This window comes from Caulobacter sp. 602-1, assembly GCF_003931565.1.
In the GTDB taxonomy this organism is placed as follows: Bacteria; Pseudomonadota; Alphaproteobacteria; order Caulobacterales; family Caulobacteraceae; genus Caulobacter.
On sequence record NZ_RRYI01000004.1, the window covers coordinates 323449 to 343080 of the forward strand.

Annotated in this window: 17 protein-coding genes; 11 read left to right on the forward strand and 6 right to left on the reverse strand. The window is 68.5% G+C overall.

Annotated features, from left to right (window positions below):
- Positions 1-55 precede the first annotated feature (55 nt).
- A complete protein-coding gene (gene tpiA / locus EIK80_RS14080) occupies positions 56-853 on the reverse strand; it encodes a triose-phosphate isomerase (protein ID WP_125157630.1) in 798 nt (265 codons plus the stop codon).
- 140 nt (positions 854-993) lie between these two features.
- Here tpiA and EIK80_RS14085 point away from each other — a divergent pair, with 140 nt between their 5' ends.
- A complete protein-coding gene (locus tag EIK80_RS14085; protein ID WP_199743477.1) occupies positions 994-2592 on the forward strand; it encodes a DUF1593 domain-containing protein in 1599 nt (532 codons plus the stop codon).
- 55 nt (positions 2593-2647) lie between these two features.
- Here EIK80_RS14085 and EIK80_RS14090 read toward each other — a convergent pair whose 3' ends face one another.
- Positions 2648-4213 carry a carboxylesterase/lipase family protein gene (locus EIK80_RS14090; RefSeq protein ID WP_158624687.1) on the reverse strand — a complete coding sequence of 522 codons (1566 nt, stop codon included), beginning with the start codon at positions 4211-4213 and terminating at the stop codon, positions 2648-2650.
- 298 nt (positions 4214-4511) lie between these two features.
- Between EIK80_RS14090 and EIK80_RS14095 the strand changes: the two genes are divergently transcribed.
- On the forward strand, positions 4512-7127 hold the full coding sequence (locus tag EIK80_RS14095; RefSeq protein ID WP_158624688.1) for a TonB-dependent receptor domain-containing protein: 2616 nt from the start codon (positions 4512-4514) through the stop codon (positions 7125-7127).
- Between the two features lie 134 nt (positions 7128-7261).
- Here EIK80_RS14095 and EIK80_RS14100 read toward each other — a convergent pair whose 3' ends face one another.
- From EIK80_RS14100 to EIK80_RS26125, 4 genes are all read right to left on the reverse strand, one after another.
- Positions 7262-8731: an FGGY family carbohydrate kinase gene (locus EIK80_RS14100; RefSeq protein ID WP_125157633.1), complete on the reverse strand. Its 1470-nt coding sequence runs from the start codon at positions 8729-8731 to the stop codon at positions 7262-7264.
- Positions 8731-9690 (reverse strand): transketolase family protein, encoded by a 960-nt coding sequence (locus EIK80_RS14105; protein ID WP_125157634.1) that lies wholly within the window; start codon positions 9688-9690, stop codon positions 8731-8733. The genes EIK80_RS14100 and EIK80_RS14105 overlap by 1 nt, the downstream gene beginning before the upstream one ends.
- Positions 9687-10478, reverse strand: coding sequence for a transketolase (locus EIK80_RS14110; RefSeq protein ID WP_125157635.1), 792 nt, complete (start codon positions 10476-10478; stop codon positions 9687-9689). Before EIK80_RS14110 ends, EIK80_RS14105 begins: the two co-directional genes overlap by 4 nt.
- 167 nt (positions 10479-10645) lie before the next feature.
- Positions 10646-10804: a hypothetical protein gene (locus EIK80_RS26125; RefSeq protein ID WP_158624689.1), complete on the reverse strand. Its 159-nt coding sequence runs from the start codon at positions 10802-10804 to the stop codon at positions 10646-10648.
- Between EIK80_RS26125 and EIK80_RS14115 the strand changes: the two genes are divergently transcribed.
- The 9 genes from EIK80_RS14115 to EIK80_RS14155 all read left to right on the forward strand — a co-directional run bounded on the left by EIK80_RS14115 (position 10803) and on the right by EIK80_RS14155 (position 19614).
- The gene (locus EIK80_RS14115) at positions 10803-11429 is read left to right on the forward strand and encodes a DUF2291 family protein (RefSeq protein ID WP_125157636.1); all 627 of its coding nucleotides are present in this window, start codon (positions 10803-10805) and stop codon (positions 11427-11429) included. The genes EIK80_RS26125 and EIK80_RS14115 overlap by 2 nt on opposite strands.
- Complete coding sequence (locus EIK80_RS14120; protein WP_199743478.1) at positions 11426-12976, forward strand: sugar ABC transporter ATP-binding protein; 1551 nt, start codon at positions 11426-11428, stop codon at positions 12974-12976. Before EIK80_RS14115 ends, EIK80_RS14120 begins: the two co-directional genes overlap by 4 nt.
- An 8-nt stretch (positions 12977-12984) precedes the next feature.
- A complete protein-coding gene (locus EIK80_RS14125; RefSeq protein ID WP_125157637.1) occupies positions 12985-14034 on the forward strand; it encodes an ABC transporter permease in 1050 nt (349 codons plus the stop codon).
- Between the two features lie 8 nt (positions 14035-14042).
- Positions 14043-14924 (forward strand): DeoR/GlpR family DNA-binding transcription regulator, encoded by an 882-nt coding sequence (locus EIK80_RS14130; RefSeq protein ID WP_199743479.1) that lies wholly within the window; start codon positions 14043-14045, stop codon positions 14922-14924.
- Positions 14921-15883 (forward strand): D-ribose ABC transporter substrate-binding protein, encoded by a 963-nt coding sequence (locus tag EIK80_RS14135; protein ID WP_125157638.1) that lies wholly within the window; start codon positions 14921-14923, stop codon positions 15881-15883. Before EIK80_RS14130 ends, EIK80_RS14135 begins: the two co-directional genes overlap by 4 nt.
- Positions 15884-15918: 35 nt before the next feature.
- Positions 15919-16902: a sugar phosphate isomerase/epimerase gene (locus EIK80_RS14140; RefSeq protein ID WP_125157639.1), complete on the forward strand. Its 984-nt coding sequence runs from the start codon at positions 15919-15921 to the stop codon at positions 16900-16902.
- A 107-nt stretch (positions 16903-17009) separates the two neighbouring features.
- Positions 17010-17786, forward strand: a complete 777-nt coding sequence (locus EIK80_RS14145; protein ID WP_125157640.1) for an IclR family transcriptional regulator — start codon at positions 17010-17012, stop codon at positions 17784-17786.
- A gap of 86 nt (positions 17787-17872) precedes the next feature.
- Positions 17873-18919, forward strand: coding sequence for a gentisate 1,2-dioxygenase (gene gtdA, locus EIK80_RS14150; protein WP_125157641.1), 1047 nt, complete (start codon positions 17873-17875; stop codon positions 18917-18919).
- Positions 18916-19614, forward strand: coding sequence for a fumarylacetoacetate hydrolase family protein (locus EIK80_RS14155; protein WP_125157642.1), 699 nt, complete (start codon positions 18916-18918; stop codon positions 19612-19614). Before gtdA ends, EIK80_RS14155 begins: the two co-directional genes overlap by 4 nt.
- Positions 19615-19632: the final 18 nt, after the last annotated feature.

The window sequence follows — 19632 nt, forward strand, 5'->3', positions numbered from 1 at the left end:
ACGGAACGTCGCGTTCCTGGAGCCGCGCCAATGTCAGAAAATGGCGCTGCACCGCCTACGGTGCCGAATCCTTTTGGGCATTGTTTGGGCCTAGATGCGCGGCGTTTTGTGCAAGTCGGATAATGGGCGTGAAGCCGCTGGCGCGCAGGCTGGCGCCGCCGACCAGGACCCCATCGACATTCGGAAGCCTTAGAATCTCGCTGGCATTTGCCGCTGAGACCGATCCGCCATAGAGCAGGCGCACGGTCAGGCTGGGATCGCCCAGGCGCTCGACGCAAGCGCGCCGCAGGGCCGCGTGTATGTCGGCGATCTCATCGGTGGACGGCGTGCGTCCCGTCCCGATCGCCCAGATCGGTTCATAGGCGATGACCAGCCACGACGGGGCGGCGCCCTCGGGCAGGCTGTCGAGCAGCTGTGCGCTGACGGCGCGCTCTGCCTGGCCGTCGGCACGCGTGGCGGCGTCCTCGCCGACGCAGACGATGGCCGAAAGGCCTTCCTGGCGAGCGGCCTCGGCCTTGGCCTTGATCGTGGTGTTGCTCTCTTGCCCGGCGGCGCGCCGCTCGCTGTGTCCGATCAGGGTGAAGCGGCCGCCAGCGTCGCGGATCATCGTCGCCGACACCTCGCCGGTGAAGGCGCCGCTTGGTCGGGAATGCACGTCCTGGGCGCCGATCCAGAGCGCTGGCGCGGCGTCGGCAGCCGGCAGGATCAAGGTCGCCGGCAGCGCGATCCCCACGTCCACGGCGGGGCAGGCCGCGGCCGCCTCGCCGATGCCTGCTAGCTCGCTGAGATCGCGCCGCAGGCCGTGCATTTTCCAGTTGCCGACGACGAGGCGCCGCTGCGGCTTGGGTTCCATGGATCGTCCAGCGGCGAAGAGGGTTGAAGGCGTCGCGTTCGTTAAATCGAAAGTGAACGAAAATAAACAACGATATTTATCGATGCGCTGCGCGGGTGGGCGTGGTAAGCCGCCTCAAACCAAAAACGAAGGGAGAGGCTATGGGGAGAGGCTCGAAGGCCGCCGCGTTCGCCGTGATCGGCGCCTGCATGGCGCTGGCGGCGGGTCCGTCCCGGGCCGCCGCCGGCAAGGTCGCGCCGCCGCGCTATCTGGAGACCCCGCCGGGCGCCAAGCCGCGCGTGGTGATCACCGCCGACCCCGAGCTGGACGATTCCAACTCCCTGGTCCGCTACCTGCTCTATGCGCCCAGCTTCCGCACCGAGGGCCTGATCTATGCCAGCAGCCAGTTCCACTGGAAGGGCGATGGCAAGGGGACCAAAGGGTATGTAGCCGGCCGCGAATATACCCGCGTCGGCCGCGAGATCTGCCCCTGCACATCCTGGCGCTGGGATCCCAAGGAGCGCTTCATCGATGCGGCGCTGGACGCCTACGCCAAGGCCTATCCGAACCTGCGCGTCCACGATCCGGCCTATCCGACGCCGACCGCGCTGCGGTCCAAGGTGCGCTGGGGCAATGTCGATTTCGACGGCGAGATGGACAAGGACACGCCGGGCTCGAACCTGATCAAGGCCTTGCTGCTGGATAAGGAGGAGGCCCCGATCTACCTGCACGCCTGGGGCGGCCAGAGCACGATCGCCCGAGCCCTGAAGTCGATCGAAGAGCAGTACAAGGGCACGCCCCAGTGGGCGGCGATCCGGGCCAAGGTGATCCGCAAGGCGGTCATCCATCCGTCCGGCGACCAGGACGACACCTACGCCAAGTATATCAAGCCCAGCTGGCCCGAGATCCGCTACGTCGAGACCAAGGGCGGGGTCATGATCAGCTACATGTCCCAGCGCACGCTGAGCGTCGACGACACGGCCTATATGAGCGCCGACTGGACCAAGGCCAACATCGCCGACAAGGGCCCGCTGGGCGCCTTCTACCGGACCTGGGGCGACGGCCGGCAGATGGTGAAGGGCGACATCTTCGACTATTTCGGCGAGGCGGGAAAAACGGCTGAGCAGCTGCGGGCCAAGGGCTACATCGTCTGGTCGCCGGTCGAGGCCAAGGGCTCGGCGATCGGCGAGGGCGACACCGTCACCTATCTGAACCTGATCGACAACGGCCTGGAGGGCTATCGCGCCAGTTCGTTCGGCGGCTGGGGCGGCTATCACGATGGTGGTCGCTCGGCGATGTCGGGCGAGATGACCGCGAACCTGGCGGCCGTGGCGTCCGGCAAGGCGCCGGAGTTCAAACGCCAGCCGACCCATCCGTTCCTGGCCCAGTCGCAGCGCGACTTCGCCGCGCGGTTCGTCTGGGCCACGACGCCGCGCTACGCCGACGCCAACCACGCACCGAAGATCGTCCTCAAGGGCGCGCGCCTGATCTCGGCGAAGCCCGGTCAGACGGTCGCTCTGGCGGCGACGGTGAGCGATCCGGACCACGACCAGGTCGCGGTGCGCTGGCGGACCTGGCCCGAGGCCGGGACCTATGCCGGCGAGGCGGCGCTGGGCGCGTTGGACGGCCTCTCGACCAAGCTGGTCGTGCCGGCCGACGCCAAGCCTGGCGACACCCTGCACATCGTGGCCGAGGCGAGCGACGACGGCGCGCCGGCCCTGACCCGCTATGCCCACATCGTCGTGACGGTCGCGAAATGAAAAAAGGCGGGAGGTGGCTTGGCCGTCTCCCGCCCGCTTCGAGGGCATCTTCGGACTAGGCGCCGATCGCGCGGCGCAGGTCGCCTTGCGGGTCGCTTTCCACCTTGCTGTCCAGATTGAAGATCATGGTCTGGCGCTTGGCCAGGTCATAGCGCGGCCAGGCCGGCAGGTTGGTGGTCTGGGGATTGCCGGTCTTGGCGAAGGCGACCCAGGCCGGGTGCATGTGCGCTGCCATCCGCGTCGGGCCATCGCCAGGGCCGACGAAGTCGCGGATGTTCTCCTGGGTGCCGAACACGAAGGACAGCTCCATGGCGTGGGCCGCCTTCAGCTTGCCGCCCAGGGCCGGGGACTGGTCCCAGTCCATGCGGTACATCCACACCGGCGCGGGCTGTTTCAGCTTGCGCTCGGCCAGGGTGACGGAGTCGCTCCAGAGGGTCTTGGTCGTCTGCAAGGCGATGGTCAGGTCGCCGGGCGAGGCGCCGGGATGGGCCGCGCGCAGGGCGGCGATGACGGCGTCGGCCTTGGCCGGATAGGCCCCGCGAGCGCTCTTTTCGAAGCCTTCGTCGGTCTGGTTGGCGATGGCGGGCGAGGAGGCCAGAAACAGGGTCATCTCGTCCCGGTTAGTGCCGATCAGCAGCGGCACGTCGCTGATCCAGGGCTGGGCGCTCGGCGTGAACGGGCCGCGCGGCAGGGCCTGGCCGTCGATGCTGGGCACGAAGCCGTCGATCAGGAAGCCCTTGCTGGCCGCGCCCTTGGCCTTGTCGATCGCCGCCTTCTGGCTGTCGAAGATGGTCTTGGCGTCGACAGCGGCCAGGGCGGCGACGTCGCCGGGTTTGACGCCGAGGGTTTCGACTAGCGCGCCGCCCAGGGTCTGGGCGTAGGCGCGCGGGGCGGCGTTGAGGCCCGCGCCGCTTTGAATGATGGCGCGGTGGAACAGTCCCTTGGCCGGGACCATGCCCAGCAGCAGCGACACCTTGGCCCCGCCGCCGCTCTCGCCGAAGATCGTCACATTGTTCGGATCGCCGCCGAACCGGGCGATATTGGCCTTCACCCACTGCAGCGCCAGGACGATGTCCAGCATGCCGGCTAGGCCCGAGGACTTGTAGGCCGGGCCCCAGCTGTCGGGCAGCTGGGTGAAGCCGAAGACGTTCAGGCGGTGGTTGACCGAGACCAGCACCACGCCGTCGCGGGCGAAGTGGTCGCCGTAATAGGTCGGACGGCCCGCCGCGCCCTCGGCGAAGGCTCCGCCGTGCAACCAGACCATGACCGGGCGCTTCTTGGCGTCCAGGCCGGCGGTCCAGATGTTCAGGAACAGGCAGTCTTCGTTGTGGGTCTCGGTCTTGGGCGCGTCGGGGCCGGGCGACTGCATGGCGGCGGCGCCGAACGCATCAGCCTCCACGACCTTCGACCACGGCTTGGGCGGTTGCGGCGGGCGGAAGCGCAGGCCGCCGACCGGCGGCGCGCCATAGCGGACGCCTCGGAACGCATGCACGCCGTCCTCGATGCGTCCCCGCACGGGGCCATGGCTGGTCCGGACGATCGGGCCGGCGCCGTCGGTCCCGGCCGCCAGAGCCTTGCCGGACACGATCAGCGCGCCGCCGGCGGCTGCCGCGGACGTCATCCATTGTCGCCGTGAAAGGCTGGCCTTCTCGGTCATCGGTTCTTCCTCTCCCTGTGGTCAGGCCCGTGATGGCCACGCGCTGGCGCGATACATGCGTGCGCGTTTCTTCTTCGAATTGATTTTGAGATACGAAGGTATTCGAAAGTAGTCAATTGTCATTCGTAGATTCCTAAGCTACGGATTGTGCGTCCAAAGTGACCGAAGGGCCGAAACGAGCCTGCGGCGTAGGGAGAGGAGAGGGGACATGTCAGCGAATATTTTCGAAAGGCGCCGTGCGGGGCTAGTATCGGTCAGCTTGATGACGATGACGATCGCCCTCGCCGGTCCGGCCATGGCGCAGACCACGACCGCCAATCCGCCACCCGCCAAGGATGACAAGACGGACGCCAGCGAGGTGTCCGAGATCGTCGTCACCGGCACCCTGTTGCGGGGCGTCGCGCCGGTCGGCACCAATGTCATCGGTGTGGGCAAGGACGAGGTGATCGCCAGCGGGGCGGCCAACACCAACGACCTCTTGGCCACCATCCCGCAGATCAGCAACTTCAACGGCTTCCCGGCGGTCTCGGCCAGCTTCGGCCAGCCGATCGCCCAAACCAACCTGCGCGGTCTCGGGGCCTCGGGCGGCACCACCACCCTGGTGCTGCTGAACGGCCACCGCGTGGTCGGGGCCGGCATCCTGCAGACCTATGTCGATCCCACCGTGATCCCGCCGGGCATCATCGATCGCGTCGAGGTCATTCCGGATGGCGGCTCGTCGATCTACGGCTCGGACGCCATCGGCGGGGTCGTCAACTTCATCACCCGCAAGCGCGTCACCGGTGCGGAGGTGTCGGGCAAGTACGGCGTGGCCGACGGCTATCACACCTTCGACTCCAACCTTACGATCGGCAAGGACTGGGGCAGCGGCTCGCTGTCGGCCTCGTACGCCTATGCCTGGCATGACGACATCCAGGGCCGCGAGCGGGCCTATGTCACCCAGGACAATCGCGGCACGGGCGGCACCGACCGTCGCGCCACCACCTGCGCTCAGGCCAACATCTCGGTCGCCGGCGTGTCCTATGCCCTGCCGGGCCTGGTCGCCGGCTCGCAGAACCGGTGCGACACCACCGACTACGCCGACGTCTATCCGCGTGAGCGCCGCCACACGGTCTTTGTGACCCTGGACCAGGAGATCAGCGACGACCTGACGGTCAACGTCACCGGCTACTACTCGATCCGCAACACCAACATGAAGACCGCGGCGCTGTCGACGAACTCGACCATCACCTCGGCCAACCCCTATTTCCGCGCGATCGGGACCGAGACCAGCCAGTCGGTGCTGTTCAACTACGCCTCGGTGTTCGGCGACAGCACCGACAACCCGGCCAAGTTCAGCTCGGAAGGCCTGACCCCGACCTTCGACCTGAACCTGGGTCACGGCTGGAAGCTGCGCGGCCTGGCCAACTTCGGTCATAGCTATAGCGAGACCAATGAGGCCTCTATCAACAGCACCTATGTCGATCAGGCCTTGCGCGCGACCACGACGGCCACGGCGCTGAACCCCTATGACCTGACCCAGACCAACGGGGCGGTGCTGGCGGCGATCCGCGACTACACCAACATCTCCAAGGCCAAGCAGGATCTGGGCGAAGGCCGTCTGGTCGCCGACGGGACCTTGTTCAGCCTGCCCGGCGGCGACGTCCGCCTGGCCGTGGGCGCAGAGTACCATCACGAGAGCATCGACGCGGCCATCGCCTTCGGGCCCAAGGCCACGCCCAAGCGCAACGCGGTCTCGTCGTCGCGGAACGTCAAGTCGGTGTTTGGCGAAATCCTCGTGCCGCTGGTCGGCGCGGGCAACGCCCGGCCGTTCCTGCAGGCGCTGGATCTGACCGGGTCGGTTCGCTACGACGACTATAACGACGTCGGCAGCACGACAAATCCGAAGGTCGGCTTCAACTACACCCCGTTCGACGGCGTCCGCATTCGCGGCAACTGGGGCACCTCGTTCCACGCGCCCAGCCTTGCCGACACCAACGGCGCGGTCGACGCGCGGGTGACCTCGTTCCCGATCGCGCTGAACGTTCGTCCCGGTGATCCAGCCGGCAGCGCCCTGCGTCCGATCCTCTACATCTCCGGCGGCAGCCCCACCTTGCGTCCCGAGACCGCCGACACCTGGTCGCTGGGCGCGGACTTCAAGCCGAAGTTCCTGCCAGGCGTGACGGCGAGCGTGACCTACTACAACGTCGACTTCTCCGACGTGATCAGCGTCAATGCCGGCGGCTTCAACGGCGGTGCGGCCTTCTATGCCGACGCTTCCAACGCGCCATACTACATCCTCAACCCGACCCTGGCGCAGGCCCAGGCCTTTTCGCGCGGCGCGCGGGCCGACAACTTCGACTCCCTGGCCGCGTTCTTTGCGACCAACAGCCCGTACGCGATCTATGACCTGCGTCGCTACAACCGCGGCCGGGTCAAGCAGGATGGTATCGACTTCGACGTCCGGGCCTATCGCGCCACCAGCTTCGGCTCGCTATCGGCCAGCTTCGGCGGCACCTACACGCTGAACCGCAAGACCAGCGACGCCAACAACGGCGTCTATGTCGATCGCCTGAAGAACGGCGTCGGCCACTTCAACTATGTCGCCACCCTGGGCGGGACGTACGGCAAGGTCACCGGCCGGGCGACCCTGATCCACAGCGGCGGCTATCCGATCGTGGGCGAGGCGGTGCAGTCGAAGGTTGGCGCCTACGACACCGTCGACCTCTATGCCGGCCTCGATCTGGGCGATTTCGGCCCGATGCAGGGCGCGCAGCTGACCCTCAATGTCGACAACCTGTTCGACAAGGCCCCGCCCTGGCGCAACGCCAACAGCGGCTATGCCAACGGCTCGACCCTGGGCCGCCTGGTGTCGGTCGGCGTGCGCACGAAGTTCTAGAGTCCACCCCGAAACTGCTCGCCGAGGGGCCTTGTCCTGCCTCCTCGGCGAGCTTCTTTCGTCTTCCCACGACAAGATGAGTCATCGAGCGCGCACCGTCAGGCGTCGCTTGAAGCGTCATATCTTGCTGGGGCTCAGGCGTGCGAGCGGGCCCGGGCGATGGCCTGGCGCCAGTCGCGCTGGATCTGGCTTCGACGCGCGTCGGCCATGCGCGGCGTGAAGCGCAGCAGCGGGGCTTCCTCGGCCTGCATCGGGGCGTCCAGGGCCAGAGCGGCCATGCGCGCCACACCAAGAGCGCTGGCCTCGGGGCTGTCCTGCCGCGCGACGTCCTTGCTCAAGAGATCCGACAGCAGTTGCAGCAGAAAGGTGTTGCGCGTCGCGCCGCCGTCGACCCGGATCTCGCTCAGCGGATGGGCCAGGTCGGCCTGCATGGCCTCGATCACATCGACAATCTGCAAGGCGATGGCCTCGAAGGTCGCGCGGGCCACATGGGCGGGGCGTGTGCCCAGGGTCATGCCGGAGATCGCGCCGCGCGCGCGGTCATCCCAATGCGGCGCGCCCAGCCCGGCCAGGGCGGGCACGAAGACGACGCCGTCGCTGGTCTCGACCGAGGTCGCCAGATCCGTCAGGGCTTGCTCATCGGCCGCGCCCAGCAGCTGGGTCGCGAAGGCTGCAGCCTGACCGGAGACGGTGATGTTGCCCTCCAGCGCATAGACCGTCTCGCCGCCCTGACTCCAGGCGATGGTCGAGGACAGGCCGTGCGTCGAGCGCACCAGGCTGTCGGTCGCCGCCATGATCGAGGAGCCGGTGCCGATGGTGGCCTTCACGGCGCCCGGCGCGGCCTGGACGTGGCCGAACAGGGCGGCGTGGGAGTCGCCCATGATGGCGCGCACGGGGATGTCGGCGGGCAGGGCGCAAACGCCGGCGGCGACGCGGCCGAAGTCGGCGTCGGAATCCTGGAGACGGGGCAGAGCGGCCAGCGGCACGCCGAACAGCGCCGCCAGCTCCGGATCCCAGTCGCGGGCGCGCAGATTCAGGAGCTGGGTGCGCGAGGCGTTGCTGAGGTCGGTCGCATGGACCTTGCCGCCGGTCAGGTTCCACAGCAGCCAGCTGTCGATCGTGCCGACCCGCAGGTCGCCGGAGGTCGCCAGCGCCGCCGCCTCGGGGACCGCCTCCAGCAGCCAGGCCAGCTTGGCGGCCGGGAACAGCGGATCCAGGCCCAGGCCGCTGCGCTCGGAGACGAAGGCCTCCAGGCCCTCGGCCCGAAGGCGCGCGCATCGCTCGGACGAGCGCCGGCACTGCCAGCTGATCGCGGGGGCGATGGGGCGTCCGGTGCGGGCGTCCCAGGCGACGATGGTCTCGCGCTGATTGCTTATGGCGACGGCGGTGATGCGATGGCCGGGCGCGGCGACGACCAGGTCCTCGATCACGGCCGCGACGCTGGCCCAGATGTGCTCGGCGTTCTGTTCGGTCCAGCCCGGACGCGGATGGGCCAGGGTCATGGGCCGGCTGGCGCGCGCGACGATCTCGGCGTGGGGGCCGACCAGCAACGCCTTGGTGTTGGTGGTGCCCTGGTCGATGGCCAGGATCACGTCGCCGGCCATCAGTCGCGCTTTCGCGAGACGAGGTCGCGGGCGGCGGCGGCGACGCCGGCGGCGGTCAGACCTGCGCGCTCCATCAGCCACTCGGCCGAGCCGGTGGGCTGGAAGCCGTCGAAGCCCAGGATGCGCATCGGCGTCGGGCGCTGGGTGGCCAAGACCTCGGCCACGGCGCCGCCCAGGCCCCCGCGCACGACGTGCTCCTCGGCGGTGACGATCGCGCCGCAGTCGGCGGCGGCCGCCAGGATCGCGGCCTCGTCCAGGGGCGCGATGGTCGCCATGTTGATGACCCGCGCCTCGATCCCTCCGGCGGCCAGCGCCTCGGCGGCCGCCAGCGCGCGGTGCACCAGGGTGCCGGCGGCGATGATCGCCACGTCGGCGCCGTCGCGCAGGATCTCGGCCTTGCCGATCGCGAAGGGCGCGCGGTGCTCCAGTTCGGGCACCGGCATGCGGCTGATGCGGATGAAGATCGGCTGATCGGAGGCGGCGGCGGCCTTGACGGCCTCGGCGGTCTCCCAGGGATCGGAGGGGACGATCACCGTCAGACCGCGCATCGGGCGCAGCCAGGCCAGGTCCTCGATCGAATGGTGGGTCGCGCCCAGCTCGCCATAGGCCACGCCGCTGGAAATGCCGCACAGCTTCACATTGGCGGCGGAATAGGCGACGTCGGCCTTGATCTGCTCCAACGCGCGAGCGGTCAGGAAGCAGGCCGCGCCGCTGACGAACGGGATCTTGCCGCCGTTGGCCAGGCCCGCGCCGACCCCGACCATGTTCTGCTCGGCGATGCCGACATTGATCAGGCGCTCGGGGAAGCGATCACGGAACTTGCCCAGCTTGCTGGAGCCGACGCTGTCATTGACCACCGCGACGATGCGCGGGTCCTCGGCGGCCAGGGCTTCCAAGGTCCGGGCATAGGCGTCCCGGCAATCGAACAGGCCGGGGGCGAAAGGAGCCGCGGCGCTCATGCTTGATCCTCGCTACCGGCCAGCTCGGCCAGGGCCTGGGCGTATTGTTCGGCGTTGGGGACGCCGTGGTGCCAGCCAGCCTTGTCCTGCATGTACGAGACACCATAGCCCTTGATGGTCTCGGCGATCACGCACAGCGGTCGCTCGCGCGGCGTGGTCGGCGCATCCAGGATGGCCAGCAGCCGGGCGTGGTCGTGGCCGTCGACCCCGACGACCTCCCAGCCGAACGCGCGCCACTTGTCGGCCAGGGGCTCCAGGGCGTTGGTGTCCTCGGTCCGCGCGCCCTGTTGCAGGCGGTTGCGATCGATGATGGCGGTCAGGTTCGAGAGCTTGCGGTGGCCGGCCAGCATGGCCGCTTCCCACATGCTGCCTTCCTGCAGCTCGCCGTCGCCGGTCAGCACGAAGGTGCGGTAGCCGGCGCTGTCGATCTGCTCGGCGATGGCGATGCCGACGGCCACGGGCAGGCCGTGACCCAGGGGGCCGGTATTGGTCTCCACCCCCGGCAGATAGGTGCGGTTGGGGTGGCCGTTCAGCCGCGAATTGGGTTGCAGATAGGTCGACAGCTCGGCCTCTGGAAAGAAGCCGGCGCCAGCCAGGGCCGTGTAGAGCGCCCCCGTGCAGTGGCCCTTGCTCATCACGAACCGGTCGCGGCCGGGCGCGTTCGGGGTGGCGGGATCATAGCGCAGCACGCCGAAATAAAGCGCCGCCAGGACGTCGGTCGCCGACAGGTCGCCGCCAGGGTGGCCCTGGCCGGCCTCGTAGATCATCTGAAGGCTGCGTCTGCGCATCCAATTCGCGCGCTCGCGAACGCGCTCGACGCGTTCGTCGCCTCGCCTTGCGTCCAGGGCTTTCACCAATCCGCTCTCCCTAACATGAGGGTGGAGTATCCGCACCGTTGTGACCAGACAAGAGAAACTTTCGATTATCTTCGAATGTCGTCACTTGGTCGCAAGCCTTACGTCATGTTTTCCGGGAAAATTGCCGAGACCGGTTTGACAGCGCCGAGTCGGCTGGGCATGTTGGCCTTCGAAAAGAAAATAAACGAAAACCATTCGACGAAACCGTCGAGCAGGGAGTGAAGCGTGAGGCGGATCGGTTTGCGACAGCGCGGCATGACAGTCGCCCTCCAGGCCGTCCTGCTGGCCAGCGCCGTGACGCTGAGCGGCTGCAAGGTCGTGACCATCGCGCAGGACCAGGCGATCCGCGCCAAGCGCAGTCTCAACTTCAACGCCGACGCCTATGTCGCCAAGATCTGGGACGCCCAGGCGCTGCCTGAACTTCAACACCGCGCGACGCCGGCCAAGGACCTGTTCGTCGCGATCGACGCCAATGCCGACGAGGCCGGCGCCCGGCTGGGCCGCCGCGCCAGCGAAGGCGGGGCCTGGACGTTCGTGGTCTCGGGCGAGGGTGTCGTCGACGCCGTGGACGACAGCTCGCGCCGCCGCACGGTCGTGGTGTCGGTCGGTTCTCAGGTCGTGCGGCTGGAGACCGGGCCCGTGGTGGTCGGAACGGCCCTGCGCGACGCCCTGCCGTTCATCGCCTTCGACGATTTTTCGGATCAGCTGGCCTATGCCGATGTCGGTCGGGCCCTGACCACGACCGCGTTGTCGCGGACCAAGCCGGCGCTGGACGGACTGCGCCCCGGCGATCGGGTCCAGTTCGTCGGCGCGTTCAATCTGCCGGCGGCGGGGCAGCCCGTCTTCGTCACGCCGATCTCGGTGAGCAAGGTCGCGTCGTGATCGTCCAGCCGATCCTTCTCAGCGCGCGGACCGTCGCCAAGTCGTATGGCGCCACGGCGGCCCTGCGCGGCGTCGACTTCGACGTGCGCGGCGGGGCGGTCAATGTGCTGATCGGCGAGAACGGGGCCGGCAAGTCGACCCTGATGCGCCTGTTGGCCGGCGTCGAGCAGCCTGACAGTGGCGAGATCCTGCTGGACGGCTTTCCGACCAAGCTCCGTTCGGTGCGCGACGCCGCCCGGCAGGGCGTGGGCATTGTCTTTCAGGAGCTGAACCTCTGCGCCAACCTCACGGTGGTTGAGAACATCTTCCTGGGCCGCAATCTCGGCCGGGGCGGGGTGATCGACCATGCCGCCGAGCGTCGCCGCGCCGATGAAGCCCTGGCCCGGCTGGGCGCGACCTTCACCGCCGACACCCGCGTCTCGGCGCTCAGCATCGGCCAGCAGCAGATCGTCGAGATCGCCCGAGTGCTGGTCGAGGACGTCCGGGTGCTGATCCTGGATGAACCGACCTCGGCCCTCAGCGAAGAAGAGGTCGTGCACCTGTTTGCGGTGATCGGCGAGTTGAAGCGCCAGGGCGTCGGCATCGTCTACATCTCCCACCGGCTGGAAGAGCTGATGCGGATCGGCGACCACATCACGGTGATGCGCGACGGCGCCGTCGTGGCGTCCGTGCCGATCGCGGAGGCTTCGGTCCCCTGGATCGTTGAGACCATGCTGGGCGAAGCGGCCGCCGCGCCTGTTGGCGGCGCGCCACGCGAAGGTGGTGAGATCGTGCTGGCCCTGGAGGACGTGATCGTCCGACGCGGCGACGGTGCGCGTCTGGTCGATACGGTGTCGGCGGCGTTTCGGGCGGGCGAGGTCGTGGCGATCTACGGCCTGCTGGGCGCGGGGCGGACCGAGCTCTTCGAATACGCCTTCGGTTTGCGGCGCGGCGAAGGCGGCGTGCGGCTGCAGGGCGAGGCGATCGAGCGCCTTTCCGCCGCCGACCGCGTGGCCCGACGCCTGCTGATGGTCCCCGAGGATCGCCAGCGCGAGGGCCTGTTCCAGAACCTCTCGGTCGGCGGCAATCTGGGCCTTTCCAGCCTGCCCCGTTTCGCGCGGCGGGGCTTCATCGCCAAGGCTGTGGAGGACCGCTCGGTCGACGCGATGATCGCGCGGCTGGGCGTGAAGACCCCGTCGGCCAAGACCCCGATCGGGGCGCTGTCGGGCGGCAATCAGCAGAAGGTCGTCATCGGCCGCTGCCTGCTGCGCGATCCCGTCGCCCTGCTGCTGGACGAGCCGACGCGCGGTATCGACATCGGCGCCCGCGCCGAGGTGTTCGCCGCCATGCGCGCCCTGGCCGGTGAGGGGCTGGCCGTGGTGTTCACCACCTCCGACATGCTGGAGGCGCTGTCGATCGCCGACCGGATCTTGGTGCTGTCGAAGGGCCGGCTGACCGCCGACCTGCCGGCCGCCGAGGCCAACGAGGGCCTGTTGGTCCGGGCCGCCAATGGCGCGGCCGTTTCCCCATCCGCCGGGCGCGCTTCACGCGCCGCGCTCGCGCACTGAAGGTCCGCATGACGTCTCTGGCTTCCGATCCCGTTGCACTGCTCGCCAAGCCGCCCACGCCGGCCTGGGTCGCGCTGCTGTTCAAGGCGCGCGCGCTGATCGCGCTCGCGCTGGTCACCGCCTTCTTCTCGGTCCTGGCGCCGAACTTCCTGTCGGTGGCCAGCTTCCTGATCACCGCCAAGCACATCGCCACGATCGCCATCCTGGGGATCGGCATGACCTATGTGATCCTGACTGGCGGCATCGATCTCTCCGTCGGTTCGATCGCGGGCCTGGCGGGCATGATCGGCGGCGCGCTGATCCTGAATGGCGTCACGGCCGGGCCGCTGGGCGTGGTGATCTATCCCTCGACCCTGGCGGTGATCGGCATCGTGGTGGCGATCGGCGGTCTGATCGGCCTGCTGAACGGGACGCTGATCACGCGCTTCGGCGTCGCGCCTTTCATCGCCACCCTGGGGGTTCTGTACGTCGCGCGGGGCGCGGCCCTGCTGTGCTCGAACGGCGCGACCTTCCCGAACCTGACCGGCAGCGCCGACTACGGCAACGAGGGCTTTCCGCTGCTGGGCGCGGGGCGACTGGCGGGAATCCCGGTCCCGGTGCTGATCATGATCGTCCTGGCCGCGGTCGCCGCCTGGGTCGCGGTCAACACGCCGTTCGGCCGTCGGGTCTACGCCGTCGGCGGCAGCGAGCGGGCGGCGCTGCTGTCGGGGGTGCGAGTCGGGCGGATCAAGACGCTGGTCTATGTGATCTCGGGCATGTGCGCGGCCCTGGTCGGCCTGATCGTCGCCTCCGACCTGGTCGCGGCCCACCCGGCCTCGGGCGAAACCTTCGAGCTCAGCGCCATCGCGGCGGTCGTTTTGGGCGGGGCGTCCTTAAGCGGTGGGCGCGGAACGATCGGCGGAACCATCATCGGCGCCTGCGTGATCGGCGTCCTGGGCGATGGGATGGTGATGATCGGCGTCAGTGAGTTCTGGCAAATGGTGATCAAGGGTACGGTAATCGTCACGGCCGTTGTACTCGATCAGTTGCAGGGCCGGATCATCGGCGCGCGAGACTGAGAGCGGATATGGCCAAGGGCACCTCCACCAAGAGCGAAACCAAGACTGCACGCGGCAAGACGATCGCGGTCGCCAAGCCGCCGCGCGCCAAGTCCAAGGTCGGTGGCATCGCGGTCGGCGCCAGTTCGCTGCTTGGCGAGCCGCGCCGCATGAAGATGCTGGCCTGGTTCCAGGAAGTCGGCAGCGCCCGCGTGCGCGACCTGGCCGAGGCCTTCGCGGTGTCCGAGGTGACGGTCCGCCAGGACCTGGAGCGCCTGGAAGCCGACGGCCACATCGTGCGCGAGCACGGCGGGGCGTACCTGAAATCTGCGCCCCAGCAGGTGCGCGCCATGGCGCTGCATCACCTGGTCAACATGGAGGCCAAGAAGCGGATTGGCCAAGCCGCCGCCGCTCTGGTCGGAGACCATGAGACCATCATCATGGACGCCGGCTCGACCATCACCGAGATCGCTATGAACCTGGGCGACCGCGAAGGCCTGAACGTCGTCACCAACGCCCTGAACATCGCCCTGATCCTGGGGGCGATCCCGACCTATACCGTCCATATGCCGGGCGGGCAGTTCAAGGCCCCGACCCTGTCGCTGTCGGGCGAGCGCTCGGCCGACTATTTCGAGGGGCTGTTCGCCCAGAAACTGTTCCTGGCCACGGCCGCAGTCTCGTTCGAGGCCGGCCTGACCTTCCCCGCCATCGCCGACATCGCCGTCAAGCGCGCGATGATCAAGTCGGCGTCGAAGATCTACCTGGCGGCGGACTCCACCAAGATCGGCAAGACCTCCTTCTCGTCGCTGGGCGGGATCGAAAACATCCACTGCCTGATCACCGACAGCGGCATTCGCGACGAGGACCACCGTGCGTTCCTCGACGCCGGCATAGAGGTCATCATCGCATGAAGCTTGGGCGTCCACGTCTCTGGCTCGCCGCTCTGGCGGTGATCGTCGTCGCGGTGGCGGCGGTCGTCCTGCTGGCCCCCCGCGCCGGCCGCTCCAGCCTGATCGTGATCATCACGCCCTCGCTCGACAATCCGTTCTTCGGCCAGGAGGCCATCGGCGCCGAGGCGCGCGCCCAGGCCCTGGGCTATCGCACCCTGAAGTTCTCCCACGATGACGACGCCTTCAAGCAGAGCCAGCTGATCGACACCGCGATCGCTCGCAACGCCTCGGCGATCATTCTGGACAATGCCGGCGCCGACGCCAGCGTCGCGGCCGTGCTGCGGGCCAAGGCGGCCGGCGTGCCGGTGTTCCTGATCGACCGCGAGATCTCCAGCCGCGGCGCGGCGGCGGTGCAGATCGTTTCCAACAACTATCAGGGCGCGGCCCTGGGCGGGCAGGCCTTCGCCGAGGCGCTGGGCGAGAAGGGCGACTATGCCGAGCTGGTCGGCAAGGAGTCTGACACCAACGCCTCGATCCGCTCGCGCGGCTTCCACGATGTCCTTGACCAGTATCCCGACCTGAAGATGGTTTCGCGCCAGAGCGCCAACTGGGACCAGGCCCAGGCCTTCTCGGTCATGCAGTCGATCCTGCAGGCCCATCCGACCCTGAAGGGCGTGATCGCCGGCAACGACACCATGGCCCTGGGCGCGAGCGCAGCATTGGAAAGCGCTGGGCGACGGGACGTGATCGTGGTCGGCTTTGACGGCTCCAACGACGCCCGCGACGCCATCGCGGCGGGCAAGATGCGCGCGACCGTGCTGCAGCCGGCGCTGCGCCAGGCCCAGTACGCCGTCGAGCTGGCCGACCGCTACCTGAAGACCGGCAAGACAGGCGAGCGCGAGAAGCTCTTGATGGACTGCTTCTTGGTCGACCGCGCCAACGCCCCGCGCCTGAACAACTTCGCGCTGGCCCAGCGCTAGCCTCTTTCAAGCCTTCAAAATCGAGAGCCTCCCCCATGACCGCCAAGCAACGATACGGCGCCGGCATCTGGCATTTTGCGACCTATGTCGACCGCTACGCCACCGACGGGTATGGCCCTCAGCGCGACCTCTTGGAGATGATCGACCTGGCCGGCCAGGTCGAGGACCTGTCGGTGGTCGACATCAACTTCCCCTTCGTGGGCAAGGACGTCTCGCTGTCGGCGATCGAGCAGGCGCTAGGCCGCAACGGCCTCAGCGTCATCGGCATCACGCCCGAGATCTATACCCGCCGCTTCGTCAAGGGCGCCTTCACCAATCCCGATCCGGGCGTGCGGCGCCTAGCCAACGAGATGTGCAACGAGGCGGCCAAGATGGTCCGTCACTTCGGCGCTGACTACGTCAAGCTGTGGCCGGGACAGGACGGCTGGGACTATCCGTTCCAGGTCGACCACAAGGCGCTGTGGACGGCCTCGGTCGAGGGCGTGGCCGAGCTGGCCGCTCAGAACCCCGACCTGAAGTTCGTGATCGAGTACAAGCCGCGCGAGCCGCGCGTGCACATGAGCTACGACTCGGTGGCCCGCACCCTGCTGGCGATCGAGCGCATGGGCGCGCCCAATGTCGGGATCCTGCTGGACTTCGGCCACTCGCTGTACGGCGGGGAGTCGCCCGCCGACGCCGCCCAGCTGGCCATCGACCACGGCCGCCTGTTTGGCATGGACGTCAACGACAACATGCGCGGCTGGGACGACGACCTGATCGCCGGCTCGGTGCACCCGATCGAGCTGTTCGAGTTCTTCTGGACTCTGCGCAAGAACGGCTGGGACGGCGTCTGGCAGCTGGACCAGTTCCCGTTCCGCGAGGACTGCGTGGCCGCCGCCAATAGCGCCATCCGCTTCTTGAAACGCATCGAGGCGGCGTTGGATCGCCTGGACGTCGAGGGGCTGAAGGCCGCTCAGGCGCGTCAGGACGCGGTGGCGGCCCTGGATATCGCGCGCGCGGCCCTGTTCGGCGGCGCCTAGAGCCTCTCTAGGCTATGGTTTGAGTTGAACGCGACGTCCGCGAGTCGCCTCCTCTCCATGAGAGGCGGCTGGCGGGCTCGCCGCCCGAGCCATTTCCGGAGAAGACCATGACCGACGAGGCCGACGCCGAGTCCCCCGCGCGGCGCCGAGGCATCCAGTCCGTCGAGATCGGGCTGGGCATCCTGGAAGCCCTGGCCGGGCTGGGGCAGGCCTCGACGCTGAGCGCGATCGCCCAGGCCAGCGGCATGGCTCCGCCCCAGGTACACCGCTATCTGCAGAGTCTGATCATCGCCGGCATGGCCCACCAGGACCCGGCCACCGGCCGCTATGACCTGGGTCCCAAGGCGCTGAAGCTGGGCATGGCGGCGCTGTCGCGGATCGACGCCTTCCGGCTGGTCGACGCGGCGATCGGCGAGTTCACCCAGCGGACCGGCCAGACGGTGCAGATCGCCGCCCTGGGGCCCTTGGGACCGACCATCGTCCGCTGGAACATGGGCCGGCCGGCGGTGATGACCTCGTTCAATGTCGGCTCGGTGCTGCCGCTGCTCTATTCGGCGACGGGGCAGGCGTTCCTGGCGTTCACGCCGCCGATCGAGACCGAGCATCTGCTGGAGCGTGAGCTGGCGAGCGGCCCCATGACCCGCGCCCAGGCCGAGGCTCTGCGCCTGGCTGTGCGCGCGCAGGGCCACGCCCATGTCGAAGGCACGATGGTGCCGGGGCTGCGCGCCACCGCCTTTCCGATCTTCGACCTGCAAGGGCGGGCGGTGCTGACCGCGACGGCGCTGCTGCCCGAGGCGTTTGCCGGCGGCCGTCACGAGGAGGCGCTGGGCGAGCTGAAGGGGCTGTGCCGCGAGGTCAGCGCCCAGCTGGGCTGGTTCGCCTGAGGTAATTCTACATTGCGCAAGTGATTGCGTAGTGTCAAAAACGTATCTGCGCCATGTCTCGCGATGTGGGCGATGAAGGATGCGTGATGACCCTCCCCAACGACCAGCGCGCCCAGCTCGAAGCGCTGTATGCCGAGATGGCGCCGGAGCACCTGACGCCGCTGTGGGAGGCGCTGGCCCAGCTGGTGCCCAAGCAACCCCAATCGCCGGCCAAGGTTCATCTTTGGTCGTACGATCAGGCGCGCGACTACCTGATGCGGGCGGGCGATCTGATCAGCGCCGAGCAGGCCGAGCGGCGGGTGCTGATCCTGGAAAACCCCGGCCTGCAGGGGCAGTCGGCGATCATTCCCAGCCTCTATGCGGGCTTGCAGTTGATCCTGCCGGGCGAGGTCGCGCCGGCTCACCGCCACGCCCAGTGCGCGCTGCGCTTCGTGCTGGAAGGCGAGGGCGCCTTCACCGCGCTGGACGGCGAAAAGGCGATCATGCGGCCGTTCGATCTGGTGCTGACGCCCAGCTGGCAATGGCACGACCACGGCAATCCGACCGACCAGCCGATGATCTGGCTGGACGGCCTGGACATCCCGACCGTCCGCCATTTCGACGCCGGCTTCGCCGAGGGCTATCCCGAGAAGGCCCATCCGGAGACCGCGCCGGCTGGCGACACGCTCGCGAGGTATGGCCGCAACCTGCGACCGTTGCGCGGCTCGGCGGCCGATCGGCGGCCGGCCCATCAGCCGCTGTTCCACTATCCCTATTCTGACTGGCGTCCCGCGCTCGCGGCCCTGGCGGTCGGCGCGGACATCGATCCGCACCTGGGCCACGCCCTGGAATTCCTCAACCCGGCCGACGGCGGTCCGGTCATGCCGACCATCGCCGCCCATGTGCGCCTGCTGCCGGCGGGCTTCGAGACCCGCGCCCGCCGCGCGACCGACGGCACGGTGTTCGTCGTGGTCGAGGGAAGGGGTTGGGCGATGGTCGAGGGGCGCGAGATCGCGCTGAAGCCGCGCGACGTCCTGGTCGTGCCGTCCTGGCATGAGCTGCGCCTGGGCGCGGCCGACGACCTGGTGCTGTTCGGCTATTCCGACAAGGCGGCCCAGGAAAAGCTCAATCTGTACAAGGAACAATGCGCGTGACCCTGGTGTTCGAACCCCAAGCGCCCACGATCGCCGCGACCAGCGCGGGCGATGGCTTCCCGGTCCGCCGGGTCTTCTGCATCGGCCGCAACTACGCTGCCCACGCCCGCGAGATGGGCCGCGATCCCGACCGCGAGGCGCCGTTCTTCTTCACCAAGTGGGCCGAGACGGTCGTGCCGACCGGCGCGACGGTGGCCTATCCGTCCGAGACGGCCAACTTCCACTATGAGGCCGAGCTGGTCGTGGCGATCGGCAAGGGCGGTCGCGACATCGCCGCGGGCGAGGCGCTGGACCACGTCTATGGCTACGCCACGGGCCTGGACATGACCCGTCGCGACCTGCAGTTGGAAGCCCGCGAGAAGGGCCGTCCCTGGGACACCGGAAAGAACGTCGAACAGTCCTCGCCGCTGGGTCTGATCCATCCGGTCGATGAGGTCGGCCATCCGGAGGCGGGCCGCATCATGCTGACGGTGAACGGCGAGGTCCGGCAGGACGCCGACCTGACCGAGCTGATCTGGCCGGTCGCCGACGTGATCGCCTATGTCTCGCGCTTCTATCGGCTGGAGCCGGGCGATCTGATCTATACCGGCACCCCGGCGGGCGTCGGGGCGGTGGTCGAGGGCGAGGCGGTCGTGGTCTCGGTCGCGGGTCTCAGCGACTGCGCGATCACGGTCGGGCCGCCGCTGCGCGACTGATCCGGTGGCGCTGCCCGG

What these genes read in the sequence shown, in the direction of transcription:
- tpiA (WP_125157630.1), bottom strand. Translation starts at nt 853, where the DNA reads ATGGAACCCAAGCCGCAGCGGCGCCTCGTCGTCGGCAACTGGAAAATG.
- EIK80_RS14085 (WP_199743477.1), top strand. Translation starts at nt 994, where the DNA reads ATGGGGAGAGGCTCGAAGGCCGCCGCGTTCGCCGTGATCGGCGCCTGC.
- EIK80_RS14090 (WP_158624687.1), bottom strand. Translation starts at nt 4,213, where the DNA reads ATGACGTCCGCGGCAGCCGCCGGCGGCGCGCTGATCGTGTCCGGCAAG.
- EIK80_RS14095 (WP_158624688.1), top strand. Translation starts at nt 4,512, where the DNA reads ATGACGATGACGATCGCCCTCGCCGGTCCGGCCATGGCGCAGACCACG.
- EIK80_RS14100 (WP_125157633.1), bottom strand. Translation starts at nt 8,731, where the DNA reads ATGGCCGGCGACGTGATCCTGGCCATCGACCAGGGCACCACCAACACC.
- EIK80_RS14105 (WP_125157634.1), bottom strand. Translation starts at nt 9,690, where the DNA reads ATGAGCGCCGCGGCTCCTTTCGCCCCCGGCCTGTTCGATTGCCGGGAC.
- EIK80_RS14110 (WP_125157635.1), bottom strand. Translation starts at nt 10,478, where the DNA reads ATGCGCAGACGCAGCCTTCAGATGATCTACGAGGCCGGCCAGGGCCAC.
- EIK80_RS14115 (WP_125157636.1), top strand. Translation starts at nt 10,803, where the DNA reads ATGACAGTCGCCCTCCAGGCCGTCCTGCTGGCCAGCGCCGTGACGCTG.
- EIK80_RS26125 (WP_158624689.1), bottom strand. Translation starts at nt 10,804, where the DNA reads ATGCCGCGCTGTCGCAAACCGATCCGCCTCACGCTTCACTCCCTGCTC.
- EIK80_RS14125 (WP_125157637.1), top strand. Translation starts at nt 12,985, where the DNA reads ATGACGTCTCTGGCTTCCGATCCCGTTGCACTGCTCGCCAAGCCGCCC.
- EIK80_RS14130 (WP_199743479.1), top strand. Translation starts at nt 14,043, where the DNA reads ATGGCCAAGGGCACCTCCACCAAGAGCGAAACCAAGACTGCACGCGGC.
- EIK80_RS14135 (WP_125157638.1), top strand. Translation starts at nt 14,921, where the DNA reads ATGAAGCTTGGGCGTCCACGTCTCTGGCTCGCCGCTCTGGCGGTGATC.
- EIK80_RS14140 (WP_125157639.1), top strand. Translation starts at nt 15,919, where the DNA reads ATGACCGCCAAGCAACGATACGGCGCCGGCATCTGGCATTTTGCGACC.
- EIK80_RS14145 (WP_125157640.1), top strand. Translation starts at nt 17,010, where the DNA reads ATGACCGACGAGGCCGACGCCGAGTCCCCCGCGCGGCGCCGAGGCATC.
- gtdA (WP_125157641.1), top strand. Translation starts at nt 17,873, where the DNA reads ATGACCCTCCCCAACGACCAGCGCGCCCAGCTCGAAGCGCTGTATGCC.